Here is a 24,695-nt window from a genome sequence, read left to right as displayed (position 1 = left end):
ATAACAAGTGCAGGGATGCACAGTTCAATCGGGGAGCACCGCCAATGGTGAATGGAATTTCGGCCGCGATCGGCCTGGTCGCGGTTCTGAGCGGGTTGGGCGGCAGCGCCCATGCCGCCACGCCGTCCGCCTCGGACATTGAAAACAAGACTGCCGCGATCGAGCGTGTGTTGCAGGGCGAAATGACCGCCCGCGGCATTCCCGGCGCGCAGATATCGATCGTGCAGCGCGGCAAGGTCGTATTCACCGGCGCCTATGGCCAGGCCAATGTCGAGGCGGCGACGCCGGTGACGAAACAGACGGTCTTCGGCATCAATTCCATCAGCAAGGCGGTGACCGGCGTCGCGGCGATGCAGCTCGTCGAGGCTGGCAAGCTCGACCTCGATAGGCCGGCGGTCACCTATGTCGACTCGCTGCCGGAATCCTGGAAGGAAGTCACCGTTCGGCAACTGCTCACCCACACGTCCGGGCTGCCCGAAATCGTGGATGACAACGTCCGGGCCATCGATGGCGCCGAACCCGCCGCCGCCTGGGCGAAAGTACAGGAGCTGCCGCTGAATTTCCCGCCCGGGACGCGCTTCTCCTACACGCAGACGAACTATGTCCTGATGGGCAAGGTCATCGAAAAGATCACTGGCAGGTCCTTTTCCGATTTCGTGCGCGAGCGGCAATTCAATGTCGCGGGCATGAAGCAGACGGGCTTTGCGCAACCTGCCGGCACCCAGCCCCAGGTGGCTTCGCTCTACACCTACATGACGTTGTTGATGAAGGGGATGAAAACCGTCGGCGTCGAGCGGAGCAAGGATCTGCTGCCGCGTCAGGAGGTCATGCTCGAGTACGTGTACCCGACCGGCGGCGTCCAGAGCACGTCCACGGATCTGGCGGAATGGGTCCTGGCCTTGCAGAAGCTGAAACTGGTCAGCAAGGGCAGCCTGGAACAGCTGTCGAAACCCCTGACGCTGAAGGACGGCACGTCCCGCGGCTTCAATGCCAGCGTCAATGCCTATGGATTGGGCTGGCCCAGCATGCAACGTCCGGCGCATCCGGCCATCACGCTCATCGGCGGGGAACGCGCGGCCGTCTTCATCTATCCCGAGGACGACCTCTCGATCATCGTGCTGACGAACCTGATGGGCGCCGCACCCCAGAAGTTCATCGACAAGATCGCCGCGATCTATATCCCCGGCCTGAACGTCGAGAACAAATAACCGGCCTTCGAATCGCCCGATCCAGGCCGTCCGGTCGCGCTTCCAGCCGGCGCGACCCGGACCCGTCTCAGCGATTCACCATCACGATGCCCACCGCCAGTCCCGCCAGCGCGAGCATCAGGCGCGGCGTGATCGGTTCGCCGAGCAGCAGCGCGCCGGCCAGCAGGCCGAACAGCGGCGTGCTCAGTGTGAAGCTGGACAGGCGGGTCGCCACGTAATGGCGGATCAGCCAGAACCACAACAGGTAGCTGACGAACGACACGATCACCGCCTGGAAGGCGAACAGCCCCAACAGGCGCCAGGACCAGGCCAGCGGCAGGATCTCGCCGGTGGCCACCGCGCCGGCCCCGAGCGCGAGCGCGGACACCGCCAGTTGGTAGAGCAGCGTCTTCTCGGCGCTGGCCGTGGACAGCCGCGTCCCGCGGATCGCCAGCGTCGTGCCGGCCCACAGCAACGCGGCCAGCACGCCCAGCGCATCCCCCAGCCACTGCATCGCCTGGCCGCCGCCCCGCAGCCCCTCGCCGAAGGCGAAGGCCACCGCGCCGAACGCGATCACGAGGCCGGCCGTCTGCCGCAGCGTCAGTTTCTCCGACGGTGAAATCAGCGGCATGCCCAGCGCCACCACGAACGGCGAGAGGTACAGGAACACCACCATCCGCGACGCCGTCGTGTACTGCAGGCCCACGAAGATGCAGGCGAATTCAGCGGCGAAGAGCAGCCCCGCCAGCATCCCGCCCGGCAGGCTGCCGTCGCGACGGAATAGCGCAATGCCTCGAGCCGCGGCGAACAGCCACACCAGCACGCCGGCCACGCCCGAGCGCAGCGCGGCCTGCCACAGCGGGCCGATCTCGGTCAGCGCCGTCTTGGCGGCGACCTGATTGAGACCCCACGACAGGCAGCATCCGAGCAGGATGGCCACCGCCGTGCCGTCGAGATGCTGCTTGCGTTCCATGGCGCCGGATCATGCCCGGCGGCGTGCCCAGGCCTGCGCGGCCAACGCACACAACAGCGCCGCGCAGACACCCGCCACCAGCCCCGTCAGGTGGGCCAGCGGCGCGATGGCGATGCCCCAGCCGTCCCAGTGCCGCAGCGGTGGTCCGGACAAGGGCCGTTCCGCCGCCACCTTCACGATCAGGCCCAGCCCGATGAGGAGGCCGATGACGCGCTCGCGCCCGTGAGCGTCACGCCGGCGAATCATGCCGACCACCGCCACCGCGACCCCGGCATGCAGCACACCGGACAGGCCGCCGTAGCGCGTCAGGTGGGGCTCCGCCAGCAGGCCGAATTGCGTCAGCGGCCAGGCCAGCAGCCACGCCGCCGCGTCGCGCGGCGACAGGCGCGCGGCCAGGCCCAGCAGGCCGAGCACCGCGCAGCCCGCCAGGTTGGCGATCAGGTGTTGGGGACTCCAGTGCAGCAGGGCCGCGGTGATGGCCCGCCACGGCTCCCGCCAGGCCAGCTCGGGCCGCCATTCCATCGCCGCCTGGACATCGGGCGGCTGAGCCCACGCGAGCGACGCGCCGGCCGCCAGGACCAGCGCGACCCACATCCACGCGCGTCCCGCCACGGCCCCCGCACGCATGGCGTCGGACGTCAGCCGAAGACGGCGCGCCACAGCGCCAGCACCGCGTCGCGCTGCGGCGCCAGCGCGTCGGCGGCCTCGCCGTCCAGCGCGGTGGACTGCTCGTTCAGGCGCGCCCGGTGCTGCACGCGGCGCAGCTCGCGGTAGGCATCCGCCGCCTCGCGGCCCACGTCGGCGGGCAACAGGCCGGCCGCCTCGGCGCGCTGCAGCAGCGCGATGTTGCCGGCGTTGGCCAGCAATTCCGGATGCGCCGCGGAGTGCGCCAGGATCAGGTACTGCAGCGCGAATTCCGCGTCCACCATGCCGCCCGGGCTGTGCTTCACGTCGAAGAAGCCCGCCCGCACCGGCCGCGCGGCGCGCAGCTTGTCGCGCATCGCGACGACCTCGTCGCGCAGCGCCTTCGGATCACGCGGCGCCGTCAGCACCGCGCGGCGCGTGGCCTCGAAACGCTCGGCCAGCGAGGCGTCGCCGGCGCAGAACCGCGCCCGCGTGATCGCCTGATGCTCCCAGGTCCACGCGGTGTTGCTGCCGCGTCCGGCCTGGTAGTTCTCGAACGACGCCAGCGACGTCACCAGCAGCCCCGAATTGCCGTTGGGCCGCAACGCGGTGTCGATGTCGAAGAGCTCGCCCGCGGCCGTGCGCAGCGTCAGCCAGGTGATCAGCTTGCGGATGAAGGCGCCGTAGATCTCGCTGGCGTTGTCGTCGTCGTCCTCGAAGAGGAAGACCACGTCCAGGTCGCTGCCGTAGCCCAGCTCCTTGCCGCCCAGCTTGCCGTAGGCGATCACCGCCAGCCGAGGCGACGGACGGTGCTTCTGCTTGAGCCGGTCCCAGGCCCACGCGATCACGCATTGCAGCGTGGCGTCGGCCAGCAGCGAGAGCTCGTCGGCGACCTGCTCGACGCTGATCTGCCCCTCCACGTCCCGCACCAGCGTGCGGAAGACCTCGGCGTGATGCGCGCGGCGCACGCTGTCCAGCAGCGCGTCCTCGCTCGCCTCGCCGTGATCGGCCCAGGCGTCGTGACGCGCCTGCAGGTCCTGGATGAAGGCGGGGCCGTCGAAGCGCTCGTGCAGCAGCCGCGCGTCGGCCAACTCGTCGATGACGCCGGGGTGCTGCATCAGGTAGCGCATCGGCCAGCGCGCCAGGCCCAGCAGCCGCAGCAGCCGTCCCTGCACCGCCGGCCGCTCGACCAGCAGCGCCAGGTAGCTCTCGCGCCGCAGCAGCGGCTCGACCCAGTCGACGAAGCGCTGCGCCGCGTCCATCGTGCATTCGCCCTGGCGCACCGCCAGCGCGGCGCGGCCGATCAGCTTGGCCAGCCGCAGGCGCGATTCCTCGCGCAGTCCCTGCACGCGCGGCTGCTGCGCCCAGCGGCGCACGTTGGCGGCCAGCTCGGGCTGCAGCTTGTCGAGGAACTCCTCGCTGTCGATCGGCAGCGGCGGACCGCCGCACATGCCGGTCCTGCAACCGCCAGCCGCCGGCGCCACGCCGTCGTGCAGCAGCGCGTCGAATTCGGTCGCGACCAGCTCGCGCACTTCCATCAGCCTGTCCATCAGCGGGCAGGCATGGCTGTCGCAGGTCAGGCACAGGCTGCGGGCGATCCAGCCGATGTCCTCGTCGGCGCCCGGCAGGCAATGGGTCTGCTGGTCGTCCAGGTACTGGATGCGGTGCTCGACACGGCGCAGGAAGTCATACCCCTTGGCCAGCGCGGCCGCCGTCTCCGGCTTCATCAGCCCGCGCGCGGCGAGTCGACTGAGCGCCTTGAGCGTCGAGCGGGTGCGGATCTCGGGGAACTGCCCGCCGCGCACGACCTGCAGCAGCTGGACGATGAACTCGATCTCGCGGATCCCGCCGCGCGACAGCTTGACGTCGTTGGCCCGCTCGGGCCGGCCGGCGGCGCGGCGCTGGGCCTCGTCGCGGATCTTGCGGTGCAGTTGCCGCAGGCCCTCGAAGACACCGTAATCCAGATAACGACGGTAGACGAAGGGCGTCACCAGGCTGCGAAGCTGCAGCGCGCGCCCGGTCCGGACGCTCTCGCGCGGCGCGACCACGCGGCTCTTGAGCCAGGCGAAGCGCTCCCACTCGCGGCCCTGGACCAGGAAGTATTCCTCCAGCATCGCCATGCTCACGGCCGGCGGTCCCGAGTTGCCGTTGGGCCGCAGCGCCAGGTCGACGCGGAAGACCTGCCCGTCCTCGGTCACGTCGCCGATCAGCGTCGACAGGCGGCGCGACAGCTGCGCGAAGTATTCGTGCGCAGAGATCCGCTGCGGGCCCTCGGTCTGGCCGTCGTCCTCATAGACGTAGATCAGGTCGATGTCGGAGGAGACATTGAGCTCCCGCCCGCCCAGCTTGCCCATGCCGACGACCCAGAAGTCGATCTCCTGGCCGACCGCGTCGCGCGGCTGGCCGTATTGGGCGTCGAGCTCGGCGCGGCAATGGGCCACGCCGATGTCCAGCGCGGTCTCGGCCAGGTGGGTCATGGCCTGCGTGATGTCGGTCATCGCGGCGCCCTGCTCGACGTCGAGCACGGCCAGCCGCTCCATCACCAGCTGGCGCATCACGCGCAGCGCGGCGGGCAGCGGGCGCCCTTCTTGCCGGAGACGATCCACCACGGCCCGCATCGTCGTGTCGTCCGGCAATCCGGGCGGCAGCAACGGCAGGTCGGCCGCGTAACGGCGGCGGATGCGCTGAACGAAACGGCTGTGGTCCGCGGACGCGGCGGGGGTCGAAACGCCTGCCGTGTCAGAGGTTGCCGAGGCAACTGAATCCATCGGTAAAGAAAGCTCTCGCTGGCTCGTGGCCGGAAACGGCTGTGCTAGATTCGGCCTCCGCCGTTTCCTCTTACATGTCCTCGTCTGCCGTCACCCGTACTGACTCTGGTTCCGCGGTCGCGACGCGACACTGGGGGACGCGCTGCGCCCTCTGGCTCGGACTCCCCCTGCTGGGTCTTTTCACCCTGCTGATGGCGGCCTGGCTGGCGCTGCACTGGGCGATTCTGCCCCACATCGACGACTGGCGCCCCGAGCTCGAAAAGCAAGCCACCAAGGCATTGGGGGTACCCGTGCGGATCGGCGCGATCAGCGCCAATTCCTCCGGCTGGATCCCCGCGCTGGACCTGCGCGATGTCCGCGTCATCGATGCCAACGGCCACGAGGCCCTGCATCTGCCGCGCGTCAGCGCCGCCGTGTCGGCCCGCTCGCTGGTGGCGATGGAGCTGCGCTTCTCCCAGTTGCTGCTGGACAGTCCGGAACTCCTGCTGCGCCGCGACGCGCAGGGCCGCGTCTTCGTCGCCGGGCTCAGCGTGGACGGCGCCGCCGACGCGCCGACCTCCGAGGCCGCCACCGACTGGTTCTTCGAGCAGCACGAGTTCGTCATCCTGCACGGCCGCATCCGCTGGGTCGACGAGCTGCGCGCCGCGCCGCCGCTGGAGCTCTTCGATCTCAACCTGGTGCTGCGCAACGGCCTGCGCCGCCACCGGCTGCGCGTCGACGCCACGCCGCCGGCCGGCTGGGGCGAGCGCTTCACGCTGCGCGGCGAGTTCACCCAGTCCCTGCTGGACCGCCCCGGCGCGCTGCAGCACTGGAGCGGCCAGCTCTACGGCGACCTGCCGCGCACCGACGTGCGCGAGCTGCGCCGCTACGTCGACCTGCCGTTCGAGCTCAACGAGGGCGACGGCGCCCTGCGCGCCTGGCTGGAGCTGGACAAGGGCCAGCCGCGCAGCCTGACGCTGGACATGGGCCTGCGCGCGGTCAAGCTGCGCGTCGGGCCAGGCCTGCCGGAACTGGCGCTGGCGCAGATCGGCGGCCGGCTGGTGCTGAAGCAGACGCCGCAGTCGATGTCGCTGGAAGCCCGGCAGCTCGGCTTCCAGGCCGGCGACGGGCTGGACTGGCCGCGTTCCGACTGGATGCTGGACGTGAAGCGCGATCCCAAGACCGGCGCGCTGACCGGCGGCGACTTCCATGCGCAGCAGCTGGACCTGGCGCTCGGCGCGCAGATCCTGGCGCGCCTGCCGCTGGCCGAATCGCAGCGCCAGCTCATTGCGGACATGAAACCCGGCGGCCTGCTGCGCGAGCTTCAGTTCCACTGGGACGGCCCGATCGACACGCCGCACGCCTACCGCGCCCGCGGGCAGTTGCAGGGGCTGCAACTGGCGGCGGCCGCGCCGGAGCCGCCGGCCGAGCCCGGCTCCGCGCCGCCGACCGGGCGGCCCGGCGTCAGCGGCGCCGACCTGCAGTTCGAGGCCACCGAGCAGGGCGGCACCGCGACGCTGGCGATCCGGGACGGACAGATCACCGTGCCGGGCGTCTTCGAGGAAGCGCTGGTCCCGCTGAAGCAGGCCGAGGCCGCGCTGAGCTGGCACGCGCAGCGCCCGCCCGCGCCCGCCGGCCGGCGCGCCCCGGCCCCCGCCGCCGTTGTCAGCCCGCTGGCGGCCGCCTCGGTGCCGGCCGCGCCCGCGTCGGCGGCATCGGCGCCGCACGTGCAATGGACGGTGAAGTTCGCCGGCGTCCGGCTCGTCAACGAAGACCTGCACGCCGAGCTGGACGGCGTCTGGCAGAACGGCGACGGCAAGCGGCCGCACGACTCGGGCAAGCTCGACCTCACCGGCCGGATCGACGAGATCCGCGCGCCGCGCGTGCTGCGTTACCTGCCGTCCACGATGGGACCCGACGCGCGCCGCTACATCCGCGACGCGATCCGGGACGGTATCGTCCACAAGATCCAGGTGCGACTGCAGGGCGACATGGCGGAGTTCCCCTTCGACGCGCCACGCAGCAAGGGCCAGTTCCGCGTGGTGGGCCAGGTGCGCGACCTGACGCTGGCCTACGTGCCCAGCCATCCCGCCGAGGACGACCACCCCGCCTTCAACTCGCCCTGGCCCGCGATGGAGCAGCTCAACGCCGAGCTGGTCTTCGACCGCGCCGCGATGAACATCCGCAACGGCCGCGCCCGGCTGATGGGCGTGGAACTGACCAACGTCCAGGGCGCCATCCCCGACCTGTACCACCACCAGCCGGTGCTGGAGATCGACGGCCAGGCGCGCGGCGCGCTGGCCGACGGCCTGCGCTACGTGCGGGCCTCGCCGGTGGCCGAGCTGACCAGCCACGTGCTGGACAACACCGTCGCCAACGGCCCGCTGGCGCTCAAGCTCAACCTGCGGCTGCCGCTGAACCACATCGACGGCACGACGGTGAAGGGGCAGGTCCTGCTGACCGGCAACGACGTGCGGATCCGTCCGGACACGCCGCTGCTGGGCCAGGCCCGGGCCCGCATCGACTTCGACCAGAAGGGCTTGCAGATCCGCGGCGGCCAGGCCCGCGTGCTGGGCGGGGATGCCAGCTTCGAAGGCGGCAGCCTGCCCGACGGCAACATGCGTTTCGTCGCGCAGGGCGCCGTCACGGCCGAGGCCCTGCGCGCCGCGCCGGAACTGGGCCTGACGCATGCGGCGTCGGTCATGAGCGGGCAGGCCGCGGTGCGTTTCGAGCTGGGCATCGTCAAGGGCCAGACCGAGGTCACCGTGTCGAGTCCGATGCAGGGCATCGCGATCGACCTGCCGGCGCCGCTGCGCAAGAGCGCCGAGGAATCCTGGCCGCTGCGTGTCGCCACGCGCGCGCTGGCGGCGCCGGCCGGCACGCAGCGCGACGAGTTGCGTGTCGAGGCCGGCCCGGTGCAGGCCGTCTACCAACGCGACGTGACCCACGAGCCCAAGGTCCTGCGCGGCGCGATCGCGGTGCGCGAGAAGCTGCCCGACCTGCCCGCGCAAGGCGTGGTGGCGCGCGCGACCTTCGACCAGTTCAACGCCGACGCGTGGCAGACCGCGCTGCCGGCGCTGACCGGGGCGAAGGACACGGGCGTCGACCTCGACGGCGCCATCGACGATGGCTACGCGCCGGCGCAACTGACGCTGAAGGCGCAGACGCTGCAAGCGGCCGGCCGCACGCTCAACCGCGTCAACGCCGCCGTTTCGCGCGACAGCGCGGGCGCGGGCTGGCGCGTCTCGGGCGACGCGGAACAGCTCAGCGGCGTCATCGAGGTGCGCGCGGCCAAGGCTGGCCAGCCGGGCCGCGTCTTCGCGCGGCTGACCCGCCTGTCGGTGCCCAAGAGCGACGCCGATTCGGTCGAGCAACTGCTGGACAAGCAGCCGCGCTCGGTGCCGGCGCTGGACATCGTCGTCGACGACTTCGAGCTGCGCGGCAAGCACCTGGGCCGGCTTGAGATCGACGCGCAGCAGCAGAGCGACGCACGCGACTGGAAGCTCAACAAGCTGCTGCTCAAGAGCCCCGACGCGACGCTGACCGCCGCCGGCCAGTGGGCGCCGGAGCCCGGCCGCGCCCCGCGCCGCACCGACCTGGACTGGAAGCTCGACGTGGCGGACGCCGGCAAGCTGCTGGAGCGGCTCGGCCAGGGCCAGGTCCTGCGCGGCGGCAAGGGGCAGTTGACCGGCAAGGTGTCCTGGCAGGGCTCGCCGCTCTCGCCCGACTACGCGAGCATGAACGGCCAGTTGAACGTCTCGATCGACTCGGGCCAGTTCCTGAAGGCCGAGCCCGGCGTCGGCCGGCTGCTCGGCGTGCTGAGCCTGCAATCGCTGCCGCGGCGCCTGATGCTGGACTTCCGCGACGTGTTCTCGGAGGGCTTCGCCTTCGACAACGTCATCGGCGACATCCGCATCGCCAAGGGCGTGGCCCGCAGCGACAACCTGCGCATGCGCGGCCTGCAGGCGGCGGTCATGATGGAAGGCACCGCCGACCTGGCGGCCGAGACGCAGGACCTGCACGTGCTGGTCCTGCCCGAGATCAACGCCGGCGGTGCCGCGCTGGCCTATGCCGCGATCAACCCGGCCATCGGCCTGGGCGCGTTCCTGGCCCAGTGGCTGCTGCGCAAGCCGATCGTCGCGGCCAACACCGAGGAGTTCCGCGTCACCGGCACCTGGTCCGATCCACGCATCGAGCAGCTGCCGCGCCGCGCGCAACCGCAGGGCAACTACAACGGCACGTCGACCGCGCAAGGGGAGTCCGTCCAATGAGTTCCGCTTCTCCGCAATCCACTGGCGCCGGCCCTGGCTCGCACGCCTCGGGCGCCCCGGCCACCGCGGGCGCGCCGGTCACGGTCGCCGCCGTCCAGATGGTCTCCGGCACGTCGCTGGAGGCCAACCTCGCGCGCGCCGGCCACTGGATCGCGCAAGCCGCGCGGCAAGGCGCGGCGCTGGTGTCGCTGCCCGAGTACTTCTGCCTGATGGGCCACCAGGACACCGACAAGCTGCCCTTCGCCGAGCGCCCCGGCGACCTGGACGCGCCCATCCAGGGCATGCTCAGCCGCGCCGCCCGCGAGCACGGCGTCTGGATCCTCGGCGGCACGCTGCCGATGGCCATCGCCGGCGCGCCGATCCCGGCCGACCGGGTGCGCAACACCACCTGCGTCTTCGCGCCGGACGGCTCGCTGGTCACGCGGTACGACAAGCTCCACCTCTTCTGCTACGACAACGGCCGTGAGCGCTACGACGAGGCCCGCGTGCTCGAAGCCGGCGAGGCGCCGGTCACGCTGGACGCGGCGATGCCCGGCGGCGGCCCGTCGCTGCGCGTGGGCCTGTCGATCTGCTATGACCTGCGCTTCCCGGAGCTCTACCGCGCGATGAGCTTCAGCGCCGGACAGGCGCCGCTGGACCTGATCAGCGTGCCGGCCGCGTTCACCCACACCACCGGCCAGGCGCACTGGGAACTGCTGCTGCGTGCCCGCGCGGTCGAGAACCAGGCCTACGTGATCGCCGCCGCGCAGGGCGGCACCCACGAGAACGGCCGCCGCACCTGGGGCCACAGCATGGTCGTCGACCCCTGGGGCGAGGTGCTGGCCTGCCTGCCCGAGGGCGAAGGGCTGGCGCTGGCGCGGCTCGATCCCGCGCGCATCGCGCAGGTCCGCTCGCAACTGCCGGCGCTGCAGCATCGGCGGCTCTGAGCGGCCGGCCGCCCGTCGAGGCGCGGTCGCGTCGCCCTTGTCCGGTCTTGACCCGGTCGTTGCCTGAACGTTGGGCCGGGAATGCCGCCCACTTCCGACGATCGCCCCGTTCTTCCCGGAGGCAAGATGCCCGCCATGATCGACCGTCGCCCCGCTCTGCCCGCCCGCTCCGCGCCGCTGGCGCTGCTTGCCGCCGCGGCCTGCGCTTGCGCGCTGGTGGCGGGCTGCGGCGCGCCGGCCCGGCCGCTGGAATCGTCGCTGACCGACATGGACTCGCTGCAGCTGCGGTCCTGGATCAGCCCGCAGTTGCGTCGCAACATCGACCTGCTGCCGGTGACCGGCGGTCAGGAAACCTCGCGCTGGTGGGGCACGCGCTTCAACGCGATGAGCCTGAACCAGGCCTATCAGGAGTCGCTGCGCCGCCTGGGCCTGATGCCCGACGTGCCGGAGACGGGCCGCTTCCAGCTCAAGGTCGAGGTGCTGGCGCTGGCGCAGCCCAACGTGCCGATGGGGCCGGAGGTCGCGATCGCCGTGCGCTACACCCTGAGCGAGCGGGCCGCCGGCGGTGGCAACGTGCTCTACCAACGGGTGCTGCGCACGACGCAGAAGGCCGGCATCGACGACAGCCTCAACCCGACCGAGCAGCTGCGCATCGCCACCGAGGCGGCGCTGCGCAACAACATCGCCGAATTGATCCGCGAGCTGGCCTCGCTCCCGCTGCCCGGCTGAGCGAGGCGCCACCACCAAAGGCGGGCGCCGAGGCCACCGCGCCGCGGATCGACATCAGATCGATCACGCGCGGACGACGTGGCCGCGACGACCGGCAAGCCGCGCCGCATTGCATCCCCGCCGCGAAGGCGCCCTCCTCCATATGCGAAAACGTTGCATTGGCGGGTCGGCATATGCATATAAGCATTCATTGCTTGCCATTTCCCGGGTAATCCCTAAGGATCACGGCTTTTCGCCCCAAAGAGGCGCACGCCGGCATCGGTCGCCAGCGCCCTTCATGTCTCCGTGATCCAACTCGAACAGCTGCACAAGTCCTACGAAGTCGACGGCCGCCGCGTGCCGGCGCTGCAAGGCGTGGATCTGCGCGTGGAGGCGGGCGAGGTGTTCGGCATCATCGGCGCCTCGGGGGCGGGCAAGAGCACGCTGCTGCGCGTGATCAACCTGCTGGAGCGGCCCGACAGCGGCCGCGTGTCGGTCGCCGGGCGGGACCTGCAGGCGCTGGACGCCGCCGGGCTGCGCGCCGCGCGGCAGAAGATCGCGATGATCTTCCAGCACTTCAACTTGCTGGCGTCGCGCACCGTGGCGCAGAACGTCGCCTGGCCGCTGCGCATCGCCGGCTGGGACGCCGCCCGCATCGGGCCGCGCGTGCAGGCGCTGCTGGCGCGCGTCGGGCTGGCCGATCAGGCGGACAAGTACCCGGCCCAGCTCTCCGGCGGCCAGAAGCAACGCGTCGGCATCGCCCGCGCGCTGGCGCTGGACCCGCAGGTGCTGCTGTGCGACGAGGCCACCAGCGCCCTCGACCCCGAGACCACGCGCGCGATCCTCGATCTGCTGGCCGAGCTCAACGAGGAGCTCGGGCTGAGCATCGTCCTGATCACCCACGAGATGGACGTGGTGCGCCGCGTCTGCGACCGCGTGGCGGTGCTGGAGGACGGCCGCATCGTCGAGCAGGGGCCGGTGGCGCAGGTCTTCCTGCATCCGCGCTCGGCCACGGCCCGGCGATTCGTGCTGGCCGCGGAACATGTCGACGAGGGTGACCAGAACGACGATCACGCCCACGTCGCCGGCAGCCTGTGGCGGCTGACCTTCTTCGGCGAGCGGACCTATGAGCCGCTGCTGGGCGAGGTGGCCCGCCAGGCCAACCTGGACTTCGGCATCCTGGCCGGCCGCATCGACCGCATCAAGCGCGAGCCCTACGGCCAATTGACGATCGCGATCAGCGGCGGCGACCAGGCCACCGCGCGACGGCTGCTGGCCGAGCGCGGCGTGCAGATCGAGGAGCTGCGGGCATGAGCGCCACCACCACGTTGCTCGACACGCTGCGCGCGATCGACTGGGCCGAGATCGCCTCCGCCGGCGGCGACACGCTGCTGATGCTGGGCGGATCGCTGTGCTTCACCACGCTGCTCGGCTTGCCGCTGGGCATCGCGCTCTACCTGTTCGACCGGGGCCGGCTGGTCTCGTCGCCGAAGCTGTATGCGCTGCTGTCGCTGGTGGTGAACGTGCTGCGCTCGCTCCCATTCGTCATCCTGCTGATCGTGCTGATCCCGTTCACCTTGCTGGTCACCGGCACGTCGCTGGGCGTGGCCGGCGCGATCCCGCCGCTGGTCGTCGGCGCGACGCCGTTCCTGGCGCGGCTGGTCGAGACCGCGCTGCGCGGCGTCGACCGCGGCATCGTCGAGGCCGGCCAGGCGATGGGCGCCAGCACGCGCCAGATCGTCTGGCAGGCGCTGCTGCCGGAGGCCTTGCCCGGCCTGCTGTCCGCGCTGACAGTGACCGCGATCACGCTGGTCGGCTACACGGCGATGTCCGGCGTGATCGGCGGCGGCGGCCTGGGCGACCTGGCGATCCGCTTCGGCTATCAGCGCTTCCAGACCGAGGTCATGGTCGTCACCGTCGTGCTGCTGCTGGTGCTGGTGCAACTGCTGCAGATGCTGGGCGACTGGCTGGTCCAGCGCGTGTCCCACCGTTGACCGGACGTCACCAGTCGTCCCACCCGAACCCGAGCCTTCCCCGCTTGCCCGCCGCGCGGCCCTGACCGGCCCGCGGTCATCACAAGGATCGCCGCCGCCGGCAGCGCGATCCGACCCTTCAGAGGAGTTTGAGCATGAAGAAGCTGTTCACCGCCGCCATCGCGGCCCTGTCGCTGGCCGCCGCCGGTACCGCCTCGGCCGAGAAGCTGACCGTCGCCGCCACCGCGGTGCCGCACGCCGAGATCCTGAACCTGATCAAGCCCGAGCTGGCCAGGCAGGGCGTGGAGCTGGAGGTCAAGGTCTTCACCGACTACGTCCAGCCCAACGTGCAAGTGGCGGAGAAGCGCCTGGACGCCAACTTCTTCCAGCACAAGCCCTACCTGAACGAATTCAACAAGGGCAAGGGCACGCATCTGGTCGCCGTGGCGGCGGTGCACGTGGAGCCGTTCGGCGCTTACTCGACCAAGCACAAGACCCTGGCCGCGCTGCCCGAGGGCGGCACCGTCGCGATCCCCAACGACCCGACCAACGGCGGCCGCGCGCTGCTGCTGCTCGACAAGGCCGGCGTGATCACGCTCAAGGACAAGACCAACATCCTGTCCACCACCAAGGACATCGCCGGCAACCCCAAGAAGCTGAAGTTCCGCGAGATCGAGGCCGCCACGCTGCCGCGCATCCTGCCGCAGGTGGACCTGGCGCTGATCAACACCAACTACGCGCTCGAGGCCAAGCTCAACCCGGCCAAGGACGCCCTGGCGATCGAAGGCGGTGAGTCGCCGTACGCCAACTGGCTGGTCACCCGTGACGACAACCAGAACGCGCCCGCCGTGAAGAAGCTCGCCGCCGCGCTTCAGTCCGACGCCGTCAAGCGTTTCCTGCAGACCCAGTACAAGGGCGCCGTCGTCCCGGCGTTCTGACCCCGAGAGACCCGGCACGCCCACCTCGATCCTCTCCCGAGGAAGGCGGTGCGGCCGGGGTCTGCGCCGGGCTTGAGGGTCCTGGAGGGAGCCCTCGTGCCCCGGGCGGGCCCGTGCCCTGAAGGTGGCCGTGGGGTACCGCTCGGTCCTCTCCCGAAGAACGCGATACAGCGGGGGTCCGCGCAGGGCTTGAGGGTCCTGGAGAGAGCCCTCGTGACCCGGGCGGACCCGCGCCCTGAAGGCGGCAGTCGAGGCCCCTGCGCAACCCGCGCCCTGCTCCGGCCCGCCTCCGACGTCGTGCACCGTTACGCATAGCGCCCCGCAACGACGGGGCGCTTGCATTTGAGCCGGACTTCCCGCGCATTTGTGCCGCTTACCCCCGACCGCTTGGCCTCACCATGACGGTTTCGTATTTTCTGTCCGGGTGACGGCCTCCCCCTCCCCCGTTCCCACGTCCTCCCCGTGTCCGAACTCACCGCGGTTCTGCCGCAGTTTTTCCTATTCCGAGACGGCGCGCCGACGCTGCTGCTGACCGGCAGCTACGCGTGGCCGCTGGTGTTGCTGTCGCTGACGGTGGCGTCGCTGACGTCCGGGCTGGCGCTGCAGGTCGCGGGCATGGCCAAGCGATCCGCGGGCTGGCATCGTCAGGTGATCCTGGCGACCGGCGCGCTGGCGATGGGTGGCGGCATCTGGGCGATGCACTTCATCGGCATGCTGGCCTTCGAGCTGTGCGCCCGGGTCAGCTTCGACGCCACGATCACCGCGGCCTCGATGGTGCCGGCGCTGGCGGCGTCGTGGGTCGCCTTGGCGCTGCTGGCGCGTCACACGCTGGACCGCTGGCGCCTGGTCGTCGGCGGCGTGCTGGTGGGCGCCGGCATCGGCGCGATGCATTACACCGGCATGGCGGCGATGCAGATGTCCGTCGCGCTGCGTTACGACCCGCTGTGGTTCGCCGCCTCGATCGTCGTGGCGGTGCTGCTGGCGATGCTGGCGTTGTGGATCCGCTTCGGCCTGGCCAATCGGTTGAACCGATTCCTGGCGATCGCCCTCGGCGGCCTGGTGATGGGTTGCGCGATCGCGGGCATGCATTACACGGCCATGGGCGCGGCGCGTTTCGTCGGCCTGGCCGACGGTCCGTGCAACACCAGCATCGAGGACGCCGGCTGGCTGGCGCTGGCCGTCACCGTGATGGCGCTGGCGATCAGTGCCATCACCGCCGGCGCCAACGGCCTGCTGGTGCTGCGCCGCCTGAACCGCGAGCTGGTCGACGAGCGCGGTCGCATGCTGGTCATGGAGAGGGCCCTGCGCGACAGCGAGACCCAGTACCGCACGCTGATCGAGAACAGCCCCGGCGTGACCTTCCGCTGCCGGCTGGACGCCGACTGGAGCATGGTCGTCATCAGCGAGGCGGTCGAGGCGCTGACCGGCTGGACCGCGCAGGACTTCCTGGCCGGCCGCCAGCACTTCGCCACGCTGATCCACCGCCGCGATCAGGCACAGGTCAACGCGGCCGTCACCGCGGCCATCGCCGCCGATCAGCCCTATGCGATCGAGTACCGCGTCCACACCCGCGACGCCGGCGAGCGCTGGGTGTCCGAGCGCGGCCGCGCGATGCGCGACGCGCGCGGCGAGCCGCAATGGATCGACGGCGTGATCCTGGACATCACCGAACCCAAGCGCCTGCAGCTGCAGCTGGAGGACGCCAAGGAGCGCGCCGAGGCCGCCGCCGCCGCCAAGAGCGCCTTCCTGGCCAACATGAGCCACGAGATCCGCACGCCGATGAACGCCATCCTCGGCTTCACCGAGCTGCTGCTCGACACCACGCTGAACGACGCGCAGCGCCGCCACCTGACGACGGTGCGCGGCTCGGCGCGCTCGCTGCTCGGCCTGCTCAACGACATCCTGGACACCGCCAAGCTAGACAAGGGCGCGATGGAGCTGGAGAGCGTCGACTTCTCGCTGCGGACCGTCTGCGAGCAGGCGCTGAACTCGCTGCGCCTGCTGGCCCAGCGCAAGAACCTCGGCCTGCACCTGGACTACCCGGACACCGAGCCGCGCTTCTTCCAGGGCGATCCGCTGCGCGTGCAGCAGGTGCTGCTGAACCTGGTCGGCAACGCCATCAAGTTCACCGAGCAAGGGCAGGTCACGCTGCAGATGCGGCAGGAGGGCGGCCACATCCATCTGGCGGTGCTGGACTCCGGTATCGGCATCGCGGCCGACCGCCTGGACCGCATCTTCGACGCCTTCGCGCAGGCCGACGCGTCGACGACGCGCCGCTTCGGCGGTACGGGGCTGGGCACCACGATCTCGCGCCAACTGGTCGAGCGCATGGGCGGCCGCATCACCGTCGAGAGCACGCTCGGCGCGGGCAGCATCTTCCACGTCTGGCTGCCGTTGCCGGCGGGCGAGGCCTCGCGCAGCGACACCGACACGCAGGAGTCGACCGTCACGCTGCCGCCGCTGCGCCTGCTGGTGGCCGACGACGTGGCGCAGAACGGCGAGCTGCTGCAGTTGATCCTGGGCCGCGAAGGCCATCAGGTCACGCTGGCGTGCGACGGCATGCAGGCGCTGAAGGCGTTCTCCGACGAGCGTTTCGACGCGGTGCTGATGGATGTGCACATGCCCATCCTGGACGGCCTGGGCGCCACCCGCCGCATCCGCAACTTCGAGATCGCGCAGGGGCGCGTCCACACGCCGGTGGTCGCGCTGACCGCCAGCGTGCTGGAAGAGGACCGCCAGGCGGCGCTGGCCGCCGGCATGGACGGCTTCGCGGTCAAGCCGGTGGAGCCGGCGCGGCTCTTCGCCGAGATCGCGCGGGTGCTGGGCCTGAAGCCGCCCCGCTCCGCCGACGCCGCCGGGCCGGCGCCGACCCCGCGGCGCGCCGACACGGTCGTCGTGACCGGCGAGCTCGACTGGCAGCAGGGGCTGCGCCTGTGGGGCAGCGTCACCGCCTGGCATCGCGGCCTGCGCCGCTTCGCCGACGAACAACGCGGCGGCGTCGCGCGGCTGCATCAGCTGACGCAGGCACGCCAGTGGATCGAGCTGCGCGGCCTGGTGCATCGCTGGCGCGGCGTGGCCGGCAGCCTGGCGATGCCGGCGTTGCTCGCCGCCGCGCTGCCGGTGGAGCAGTCGCTCCGGCTGGGTCGCGAGGAAACGCTCACCGCCGAGATCGACACCCTGGCGCTCGCGCTGCAGAACACCCTCGACGCGATCGCCGAGCTGGACGGCGCGCCCTCGGGCTTCGGCACGCCGGAACCCGAGAACGCATCGGCGACGACACCGCGCGCGGAGGGCGGCGGCACCGACGCGGCCGCGCTCAAGCGACTGATCGACCAACAGGCCGCCGCGCTGCGCCGCAGCGAGCTCGACGACGAGACCTTCGTCGCCTTGCGCGACCTGCTCGGCCCCGACCGCACCGCCGCGCTGGGCCGCGCGCTGGACGACTTCGACTTCGAGGCCGCGCTGCAGGCCCTGCAGTCGCTCAAGCAACAGCAGGATCAGGCGCGCCTGCAAGCGGTGGAAGGAGCCGCGCCATGATGGCGGACCATCGCCCCAAACTGCTGCTCGTCGACGACGAGCCGGCCAACTTGCAAGTGCTGCGCCACGTGCTGCAGGACGACTATCGGCTGCTCTTCGCGCGCGACGGGCACAAGGCGCTGGAGCTGGCGCGGACGGAATCGCCGCAGCTCATTCTGCTGGACATCATGATGCCGGGCCTGTCCGGCCTGGACGTTTGCCGGCTGCTGAAGTCGCAGCCGGCGACGCGGCAGACGCCGGTGATCTTCGTCACCGCGCTGGCCGACACGCGCGACGAGACCGAGGGCTTCGAGGCCGGCGCCGTCGACTACATCGCCAAGCCGATCAGTCCGCCGGTGGTGCGGGCACGGGTGCGCACCCACCTGTCGCTGGTCCGCGCCGAGGAACTGCGCGAGACCCGCCTGCAGATCGTCCAGCGCCTGGGCCGCGCGGCCGAGTACAAGGACAACGAGACCGGCTGGCACGTCGTGCGGATGAGCCACTACTCGCAGTTGCTGGCGCTGGCCTCCGGATGGTCCGAGCAGGAGGCCGACGACCTGCTGCATGCCGCACCGATGCACGACATCGGCAAGCTCGGCATCCCCGACGCGATCCTGCAGAAGCCGGGTCCGCTGACCGAGGCCGAATGGACGGTGATGCGCCGCCATCCGACCATCGGCGCCGAGATCCTCGGCGACCACACCACCGGCCTGCTCGGCATGGCGCGGCGCATCGCGCTGGCCCACCACGAGAAGTGGGACGGCAGCGGCTATCCCGAAGGGCTGGCCGGCGAGTCGATCCCGATCGAGGCGCGCATCGTCGCCATCGCCGATGTATTCGACGCGCTGACCAGCGTGCGGCCCTACAAGCCGGCCTGGCCGATCGAACAGGCCGTGGAGCACCTGCAGGCGCAGGCGGGCCGGCACTTCGACCCGGCCCTGGTCGAGCGCTTCGTCACGGCGTTGCCGCAGATGCGGGAAGTGCGGGAGCGATTCCTGGAGGAGTGAGCGCGATGTCGTCCGGCTCCGTATCCACGAGAGCGCGCCCATGGACCGAGGGAAGGTCCGTGCCCAGGTAGAGCCAGTCGTTATTGCCTTGCCCGTCCAATGGCAGCTCGTCCATCGGCTGCGCCCTCACGGACGTCTTCCGCTGGAAGTACTCCACCACCCTGCTCTTGCCATTGAACCGCACGTAGGTCGCGCCGGGTTTCGGTGCCTGGGACGCGTCGGCCGAATCCCAAGCGCTCACGCGCCGCGTCGCCGCATGACGGTCAGGCAATTCGGTACCGAGGTACTCCCAATCCTCGCCGTCCAGCCCATCCACTGGCAGCGAAGCGCCCGTCTCGGCAACGCGCCGGAAGAACGCAGGCGCCTGCCCCGCCTCGGCGACCCGGAAGCAAAGCTCGCCGAACTTCGCAGACGGACAGTCCTCGCTACGTGCGCCCAGCACCTGCTTCGCGAGCAGGCGGGCGTCGTTCGACAGACCGTCCTTCATGAGCATCCGATACACCCATGGCCAATGGGCGCTCATCCGCGAATGAAGTGCAGCACCGCCGCTCACGACGCCCACCAGCAAGTCCTTGCCCGACTTGTCGTGCCACGCCAGCAATCCGGCGCCGTTGTCTCCAGATTGGAAGGGAGGCATGACTCTGACACCGTAGGTGCCGGTGATGGAACCCCGGTGGGGACGCAGATGCACCGGCGTTCGATCCTTGCCCATGCCCACGATGGCGATGACCCGATCATCCACGGCCCGGTCCGGCATCACGGGCGTACCGAATTGCGCGCGGAGCAGGCCTCCCAAGTGATAGCGGCTCAGCAGCGACCGCACGCCCTCCTTCTCCTCGGACGTTGGCGGGGAGGTGGCCCTCCCCGATGAGCGCGTCAAGCGCGGAACATCGCCTATGAAGCGCTCTGGCTCCTGCTGCCGGATGCGACTCACCGAGCGATACACCAAAGGACGCTCAGACAAGGACGAACGGTCCACAAACCCCCACCCTCGCTCGTCAAGCGCCACGTCCCAGTAGTAGTCGTAGGTCGCATGTCGATAGGCGGTTGCACCGTAGGTGTTGAAGCTCCCTCTATAGAAACTCAGGCGAGTACCCAGCGTCGGGGCATCCGCCCCGGTCGTTGCCGAAAGCGGAACGTCCCTCAACAAGCGTTGTTCGAAGCGGTAGGTGGGAATCCTGACAAAGCGCTTCTCCTTGCGGTTTCCAGCATCGCCCGCCTTGGGCGCGCGGACGGGCTCGTCCAACAGCAGCGATGCCAGAGGCGCCGGGTCCGCGCGAAGCACCTTCGCCGCATCCAGGCTGTCCTGCACCACCTTGCCGGGATGAGTCGTCCCCGTCCGAATCTGCTTCATGTCGCCACGAGGCTTGAAGGTCGGCGGCTCGCCGGACCCGGCCACGCCGAGTTCTGCAAAGCATGCGGCGTGGCTCAGCACAACGCGCGACGTGAGCAGCGTACCGGCACAACTGCCGTTGCCAAACGCCCAGAGCGGGACATCCGCCTCGGGGTTCGGATCGGCGTTGGCGCCGCACGTCATCGCCAGGCCGAGCATGCCGGCCACGCCTGCGCGCGTGCCCCGTCGGAGGACATGTCGAGCAGGTGGATTGCTTCGACTTCATGATTGCACTCCGTGCCCCGACTCATTCGTCCCTGCAGACTCGGGGCCTTCCGCCGAGTCGGTCGCCGGCATTGACGGGGCCGTGGACGGGAACGCCCCAGGTGGGCGCCAGTTCAAGACCTCATGTCGCGTCGGCAGCGCGGTCCCCAGCGACTCCCACCACACGTTGTCGGCGTCGTCGTCAGGCAGGCTCCAGTAGGTTCCGTCGGCCGAGAGCGCACGCAGCCGATAGAAGCGCTGCTCGCCGGTGACGGCATCGCGCCGGCCATACACATCCCCGGGAACCCCTCGTCCGCCTTGCTCCCAGGTCTTGAGCGCGAGGACTCGACGCGCGAGATGGGCGGCATCGTCGCGCAGGCCCTCGGCCAGCATGACGCGATGGACGTCCGGCCAGTGCCTGACCAGTCGAATGTGCAAATGGCCTGGCGCCGTCGACAAACCCACCAGCGCGCCGGGCACGTAGAACTCATCTGACGGACGCGGACGCGTCGCCATCAGCCCCGCGCCGCTGTCCGCCCGAACGAACGGCGGCTCGACCGTCGGACGCTGCGGCGTGGGCGACGGGAGCGCGTGCCGCGTGATGCCGTCGGCGGCGCTGCCGACCAGCGGCAGCAGCCATTCGTCGGCCGCCGCCGCGTCGCGGCCGCCCAGCGCCAAGGTCGTCGCCACGCCCAGCAGATCGTCGCCGCTCGCCCACGGCCGCGCAGTGGTCAGGAAACGCCCCGGCTCCGAACTGCGCAAGTACGCCAGCGAACGGTAGGTCAAGGGCATGTCGGCGGGGGCGCCCACACGCTGCAACTGCCCGTCCCCGGCCACCAGCTGATAGCCGAGGTGAACCGTGGGGCCCGTGCCGGAGCGCCATTGCACGGACCGCGGTCCATAGGCATAGACGCGGGTGCCCGCGCGGCGGTCATCGCGCCTGGCGCCGGTTGGGTCTCGGAGCAACCGGGCCTCGCGGCGATAACTCGCCACCGGCGCTCCCGATGAGCGCAAGGGCTGCGATGCCGCCTCGGCCGGTGGTGAGGCCCGGCCGGCCGCGACCGCGGCTCGCGCCTCGGAGGCCTGATCGAAGACGATCATCAACAGCCCTGCAGGAGGCGCGGCCTGAAGCTGCGGGTCGTTCACCAGTCGGCCTTCGAACGACCGTCCAGTGCTGCGCTGCGCGAAGGTGATACGGCCGCTGCCTCCGGGCAGCACGGCCGGGCCGCCGCAGTAGTAGGTCGTCAGCGCGACGCGTGGCGTGATCAGGGTCGCGGAGCAGCTGTCATCGCCCAAGGCCCAGGCCGGGATGCGATAGAGCCGCGCCGAGGGCGCGGGCCACCTCGCGTCGGTGGATGCGCTCACCGCGAGCGACGTGCTCAGCAAGGCGGCTGCCACCCAGCAGGCGGTCCGGCGCGGCGTGGCAAGGAAACGTCGGCCGATGGCCGGGAGAGGGCGGGAGACAAGATCGATCATGCGGAACTCCAACCCTTCATGGCGAGAAGGGCAGGTCCATTCTTCGAGAGCCCCCCCGCGGGCTCAATGGCTCCAACCGGGGCTCGCGCGTCCCGGCACCGCCCGCGATCGGCGCACGCGCGACGGGTCCGAGTCGTGTCATCCGCGCTCCGGCCACGGCCGTCCGCCGGCGTCGCCGGTTATGACCCGCCCCCACAAGGTGATGCTCGCAATCCCGAGTCCGGCGGCCGGCGCCGCGCGGTGCCGGAATAATCCGCCCCCATGGTTCTCAACTTCATCTGGATCGGGTTCTTCCTGATCGGCTTCGCGGTGGCCCTCGTGCGTCTGTTGCAAGGGGACCTGACGATCTTCACGCAGGTGCTGACCGGCATCTTCGACACCGCCAAGACGGGCTTCGACATCTCGCTCGGGCTGGTCGGGGTGATGAGCCTGTGGCTGGGCATCATGAAGATCGGCGAGAACGCCGGCGTGATCCAGCTGTTCGCCCGCGCGATGGGGCCCTTCTTCGGCCGCATCTTCCCGGAGGTGCCGCGCGGTCATCCGGCCGGCGGCTCGATGGTGATGAACTTCTCGGCCAACATGCTCGGCCTGGACAACGCCGCCACGCCGCTGGGCCTGAAGGCGATGAAGGAGCTGCAGGAGCTCAATCCCCGCAAGGACACCGCCAGCAACGCGATGATCATGTTCCTGGTGCTGAACACCGCCGGCATCACGCTGATCCCGACCTCGGTGATCGCGATCCGCCAGGCGATGGCGGTGGACCAGGGGCTGGTCGGCTTCAACGCCGCGGACATCTTCCTGCCGACGCTGGTCGCGACCTTCATCTCGTTCATGTCGGGGCTGGTCGCGGTGGCCTGGGTGCAGCGCATCAACCTGTTCAGCGCGCCGGTGCTGGTGTTCGTCGGCGGCTTCATCGCGATCATGGCCGCCGTCTTCGGCTGGCTGCACAGCTATCCGCCGGAGCAGATGTCGCAGTACATCGGGTTGCTGGGCAGCGGCGTGATCCTGAGCATCATCGTGACGTTCATCGCCGTCGGCGCCTGGCGCCGCATCAACGTCTACGAGTCCTTCGTCGAGGGCGCCAAGGAGGGCTTCGGCGTCGCGGTGCAGATCATTCCGTACCTGGTGGCGATCCTGGTGGCGATCTCGGTGTTCCGCACCACCGGCTGCATGGACTACATCGTGCGCGGCATCGCCGCCGGCGTCGGCGCGCTGGGCCTGCCCACCGACTTCGTGCCGGCGCTGCCCATCGGACTGATGAAGACGCTGTCGGGCAGCGGCGCGCGCGGCCTGATGGTGGACGTGCTCAAGACCTACGGCGTCGACAGCTTCGAGGGCAAGCTGGCCGCGATCATCCAGGGCTCGACCGAGACGACGTTCTACGTGCTGGCCGTCTACTTCGGCAGCGTGAACATCAAGAAGACGCGTTATGCGCTGACCTGCGGCCTGCTGGCCGACCTGGTCGGGCTCGTGGGCGCGATCGCGGTGGGGTACTGGTTCTTCAAGTGAGGAACGACGTCCGCGCCGCCGGGGGCGAGTCGCTGGAGGCCGGATCGTCGGCGACCGGCCGTCACTCGACCCGGTTCCGCCCGTTCGCTTTCGCGCGATAGAGCGCCACGTCCGCACGCGCGAGCAGCGTGTCCAGGCTGGTGTCTCCGGGCTGCGCCCAGGCCACGCCGATGCTCGCTGAACACGGCGGAACACCGGGCGCCGGCTCGTGCGCGAGCAGCGCCGTCCTCACGCGCTCGGCGGAGGCCCGCGCCGCGTCGGCGCCGGTCGACGGCAGCAGGATGACGAACTCCTCGCCGCCGTAGCGGCCCAGCCGGTCGGTGCCGCGCAGCGCCGCCCGGATCGCCGCGGCCGATCCGGCCAGCACCCGGTCTCCGACCAGATGTCCGTGGCGGTCGTTGACCTGCTTGAAGTGGTCGAGGTCGAGCAGCAGCAGCGACAGCGGATGCTCGTAGCGGCGCCAGCGGTCGAACTCCTCGCCGCCGGCCTGCAGCAGCGCGCGCCGCGTCAGCGCGCCGGTCAGCACGTCACGCGTGGCGAGCAGCTCGAACTCCTGCCGGACGCGCTCGCTGGACATCAGCAGCACGCCCACGCTGAGCAGCAGCACGCTGAAGCAATAGCTGGCGATGTAGGCGTTCTGCACGAAGGTCGGCGTGAAACGCGAGGCATCGGCGGTGTCGACCCAGAACGTCGCCGCGCCGCGCAGCACCAGCACGACGGCCTGCAGCAGCAGCGTCGCGATGCACAGCCACGCCGCGAACCCCCGTTCGGTGCGCGCGCCGTGCCACAACAGCAGCCGGGCATGCGCCAGCACGCAGGCCGTCATGGTCCCGGTGAACAAGACCATGCGGACGCGGTAGTCGGGTCGGATGAAGAACCACGTCAGCAGCGCCAGGCTGAGCAGCGCGATCCCGCCCCAGAAGCGCCAGGTCACCGGCCGCTCCAGGAAACGCTGCGTCCCGAAATAGAACAGCCCGCAGCCGGTCAGCAGCAGCGCGTTGCCGGTCTGAGCGATGAGGATCTCCGGCAACAAGCCGTGCGCCGCGTAGACGCCGGCCGACGCCGCGCAGGCCATCGGCGCCAGCGCCCAGAGCAGCAGGCCCTGGATGCCCGACGGGTAGTTGCGGCGCATGCCCAGCAGCACGGCCCCCATCACCGCCGCCATCAACGCGGTCATGACAGTGATCGAGCGGGGGTCCAGCGACTGCATGAGACCGGCAGTGTAGGCCGCCCCCGCGAAAAC

The 24,695-nt window shown here is 70.5% G+C and carries 16 protein-coding genes; 10 read left to right on the top strand and 6 right to left on the bottom strand.

The window, feature by feature from the left end:
- The first annotated feature begins 44 nt into the window (after positions 1–44).
- Complete coding sequence (locus tag CDN99_RS22400; RefSeq protein WP_088387137.1) at positions 45–1,208, top strand: serine hydrolase domain-containing protein; 1,164 nt, start codon at positions 45–47, stop codon at positions 1,206–1,208.
- Between the two features lie 67 nt (positions 1,209–1,275).
- Here the strand turns inward: CDN99_RS22400 and CDN99_RS22395 are convergent, their stop codons facing one another.
- Genes CDN99_RS22395 through glnE form a run of 3 tightly spaced genes read right to left on the bottom strand, consistent with a single transcriptional unit; the run spans position 1,276 to position 5,552 of the window.
- Positions 1,276–2,160 carry a DMT family transporter gene (locus CDN99_RS22395; protein ID WP_088387136.1) on the bottom strand — a complete coding sequence of 295 codons (885 nt, stop codon included), beginning with the start codon at positions 2,158–2,160 and terminating at the stop codon, positions 1,276–1,278.
- Between the two features lie 9 nt (positions 2,161–2,169).
- The gene (rrtA, locus tag CDN99_RS22390) at positions 2,170–2,787 is read right to left on the bottom strand and encodes a rhombosortase (protein WP_141100927.1); all 618 of its coding nucleotides are present in this window, start codon (positions 2,785–2,787) and stop codon (positions 2,170–2,172) included.
- An 11-nt stretch (positions 2,788–2,798) separates the two neighbouring features.
- On the bottom strand, positions 2,799–5,552 hold the full coding sequence (gene glnE, locus CDN99_RS22385) for a bifunctional [glutamate--ammonia ligase]-adenylyl-L-tyrosine phosphorylase/[glutamate--ammonia-ligase] adenylyltransferase (RefSeq protein ID WP_088387134.1): 2,754 nt from the start codon (positions 5,550–5,552) through the stop codon (positions 2,799–2,801).
- 74 nt (positions 5,553–5,626) lie between these two features.
- On the opposite strand from glnE, the gene CDN99_RS22380 reads away from it, so the two are divergent.
- The 8 genes from CDN99_RS22380 (at position 5,627) to CDN99_RS22345 (ending at position 18,870) form a co-directional block, all read left to right on the top strand.
- The gene (locus CDN99_RS22380; protein ID WP_088387133.1) at positions 5,627–9,802 is read left to right on the top strand and encodes a YhdP family protein; all 4,176 of its coding nucleotides are present in this window, start codon (positions 5,627–5,629) and stop codon (positions 9,800–9,802) included.
- The gene (locus tag CDN99_RS22375; protein WP_088387132.1) at positions 9,799–10,728 is read left to right on the top strand and encodes a carbon-nitrogen hydrolase family protein; all 930 of its coding nucleotides are present in this window, start codon (positions 9,799–9,801) and stop codon (positions 10,726–10,728) included. The genes CDN99_RS22380 and CDN99_RS22375 overlap by 4 nt, the downstream gene beginning before the upstream one ends.
- Before the next feature lie 135 nt (positions 10,729–10,863).
- Complete coding sequence (locus CDN99_RS22370) at positions 10,864–11,457, top strand: hypothetical protein (RefSeq protein WP_141100925.1); 594 nt, start codon at positions 10,864–10,866, stop codon at positions 11,455–11,457.
- A gap of 285 nt (positions 11,458–11,742) precedes the next feature.
- Positions 11,743–12,750 (top strand): methionine ABC transporter ATP-binding protein, encoded by a 1,008-nt coding sequence (locus CDN99_RS22365; RefSeq protein WP_088387130.1) that lies wholly within the window; start codon positions 11,743–11,745, stop codon positions 12,748–12,750.
- Positions 12,747–13,430 (top strand): methionine ABC transporter permease, encoded by a 684-nt coding sequence (locus CDN99_RS22360; RefSeq protein WP_088387129.1) that lies wholly within the window; start codon positions 12,747–12,749, stop codon positions 13,428–13,430. Before CDN99_RS22365 ends, CDN99_RS22360 begins: the two co-directional genes overlap by 4 nt.
- A 134-nt stretch (positions 13,431–13,564) precedes the next feature.
- Positions 13,565–14,347: a MetQ/NlpA family ABC transporter substrate-binding protein gene (locus tag CDN99_RS22355; RefSeq protein ID WP_088387128.1), complete on the top strand. Its 783-nt coding sequence runs from the start codon at positions 13,565–13,567 to the stop codon at positions 14,345–14,347.
- Positions 14,348–14,809: 462 nt separating this feature from the next.
- A complete protein-coding gene (locus tag CDN99_RS22350) occupies positions 14,810–17,884 on the top strand; it encodes an MHYT domain-containing protein (protein WP_088387127.1) in 3,075 nt (1,024 codons plus the stop codon).
- Positions 17,881–18,870 (top strand): HD-GYP domain-containing protein, encoded by a 990-nt coding sequence (locus CDN99_RS22345; RefSeq protein ID WP_088387126.1) that lies wholly within the window; start codon positions 17,881–17,883, stop codon positions 18,868–18,870. The genes CDN99_RS22350 and CDN99_RS22345 overlap by 4 nt, the downstream gene beginning before the upstream one ends.
- On the opposite strand, the gene CDN99_RS28755 is transcribed toward CDN99_RS22345, so the two are convergent.
- Both CDN99_RS28755 and CDN99_RS22335 read right to left on the bottom strand, forming a co-directional pair.
- Positions 18,818–20,431 (bottom strand): hypothetical protein, encoded by a 1,614-nt coding sequence (locus CDN99_RS28755; protein WP_158218925.1) that lies wholly within the window; start codon positions 20,429–20,431, stop codon positions 18,818–18,820. The two genes, CDN99_RS22345 and CDN99_RS28755, sit on opposite strands and share 53 nt — an antisense overlap.
- Positions 20,432–20,485: 54 nt before the next feature.
- A complete protein-coding gene (locus CDN99_RS22335) occupies positions 20,486–21,943 on the bottom strand; it encodes a hypothetical protein (RefSeq protein WP_141100924.1) in 1,458 nt (485 codons plus the stop codon).
- 261 nt (positions 21,944–22,204) lie between these two features.
- Between CDN99_RS22335 and CDN99_RS22330 the strand changes: the two genes are divergently transcribed.
- Entirely contained in the window at positions 22,205–23,452 is a 1,248-nt protein-coding gene (locus CDN99_RS22330) for a spore maturation protein (protein WP_088387123.1), read from the top strand.
- 61 nt (positions 23,453–23,513) lie between these two features.
- Here CDN99_RS22330 and CDN99_RS22325 read toward each other — a convergent pair whose 3' ends face one another.
- Positions 23,514–24,629: a GGDEF domain-containing protein gene (locus tag CDN99_RS22325; RefSeq protein WP_238139660.1), complete on the bottom strand. Its 1,116-nt coding sequence runs from the start codon at positions 24,627–24,629 to the stop codon at positions 23,514–23,516.
- Positions 24,630–24,695 lie beyond the last annotated feature (66 nt).

The sequence above is a fragment of the Roseateles aquatilis genome (assembly GCF_002205645.1).
GTDB classification, from domain to species: domain Bacteria; phylum Pseudomonadota; class Gammaproteobacteria; order Burkholderiales; family Burkholderiaceae_C; genus Roseateles; species Roseateles aquatilis.
Note: the sequence above shows the minus strand (reverse complement) of the source record. Positions and strands in the feature narration are given on the sequence as shown.

What these genes read in the sequence shown, in the direction of transcription:
- CDN99_RS22400 (WP_088387137.1), top strand. Translation starts at nt 45, where the DNA reads ATGGTGAATGGAATTTCGGCCGCGATCGGCCTGGTCGCGGTTCTGAGC.
- CDN99_RS22395 (WP_088387136.1), bottom strand. Translation starts at nt 2,160, where the DNA reads ATGGAACGCAAGCAGCATCTCGACGGCACGGCGGTGGCCATCCTGCTC.
- rrtA (WP_141100927.1), bottom strand. Translation starts at nt 2,787, where the DNA reads ATGCGTGCGGGGGCCGTGGCGGGACGCGCGTGGATGTGGGTCGCGCTG.
- glnE (WP_088387134.1), bottom strand. Translation starts at nt 5,552, where the DNA reads ATGGATTCAGTTGCCTCGGCAACCTCTGACACGGCAGGCGTTTCGACC.
- CDN99_RS22380 (WP_088387133.1), top strand. Translation starts at nt 5,627, where the DNA reads ATGTCCTCGTCTGCCGTCACCCGTACTGACTCTGGTTCCGCGGTCGCG.
- CDN99_RS22375 (WP_088387132.1), top strand. Translation starts at nt 9,799, where the DNA reads ATGAGTTCCGCTTCTCCGCAATCCACTGGCGCCGGCCCTGGCTCGCAC.
- CDN99_RS22370 (WP_141100925.1), top strand. Translation starts at nt 10,864, where the DNA reads ATGATCGACCGTCGCCCCGCTCTGCCCGCCCGCTCCGCGCCGCTGGCG.
- CDN99_RS22360 (WP_088387129.1), top strand. Translation starts at nt 12,747, where the DNA reads ATGAGCGCCACCACCACGTTGCTCGACACGCTGCGCGCGATCGACTGG.
- CDN99_RS22355 (WP_088387128.1), top strand. Translation starts at nt 13,565, where the DNA reads ATGAAGAAGCTGTTCACCGCCGCCATCGCGGCCCTGTCGCTGGCCGCC.
- CDN99_RS22345 (WP_088387126.1), top strand. Translation starts at nt 17,881, where the DNA reads ATGATGGCGGACCATCGCCCCAAACTGCTGCTCGTCGACGACGAGCCG.
- CDN99_RS22335 (WP_141100924.1), bottom strand. Translation starts at nt 21,943, where the DNA reads ATGATCGATCTTGTCTCCCGCCCTCTCCCGGCCATCGGCCGACGTTTC.
- CDN99_RS22330 (WP_088387123.1), top strand. Translation starts at nt 22,205, where the DNA reads ATGGTTCTCAACTTCATCTGGATCGGGTTCTTCCTGATCGGCTTCGCG.
- CDN99_RS22325 (WP_238139660.1), bottom strand. Translation starts at nt 24,629, where the DNA reads ATGACCGCGTTGATGGCGGCGGTGATGGGGGCCGTGCTGCTGGGCATG.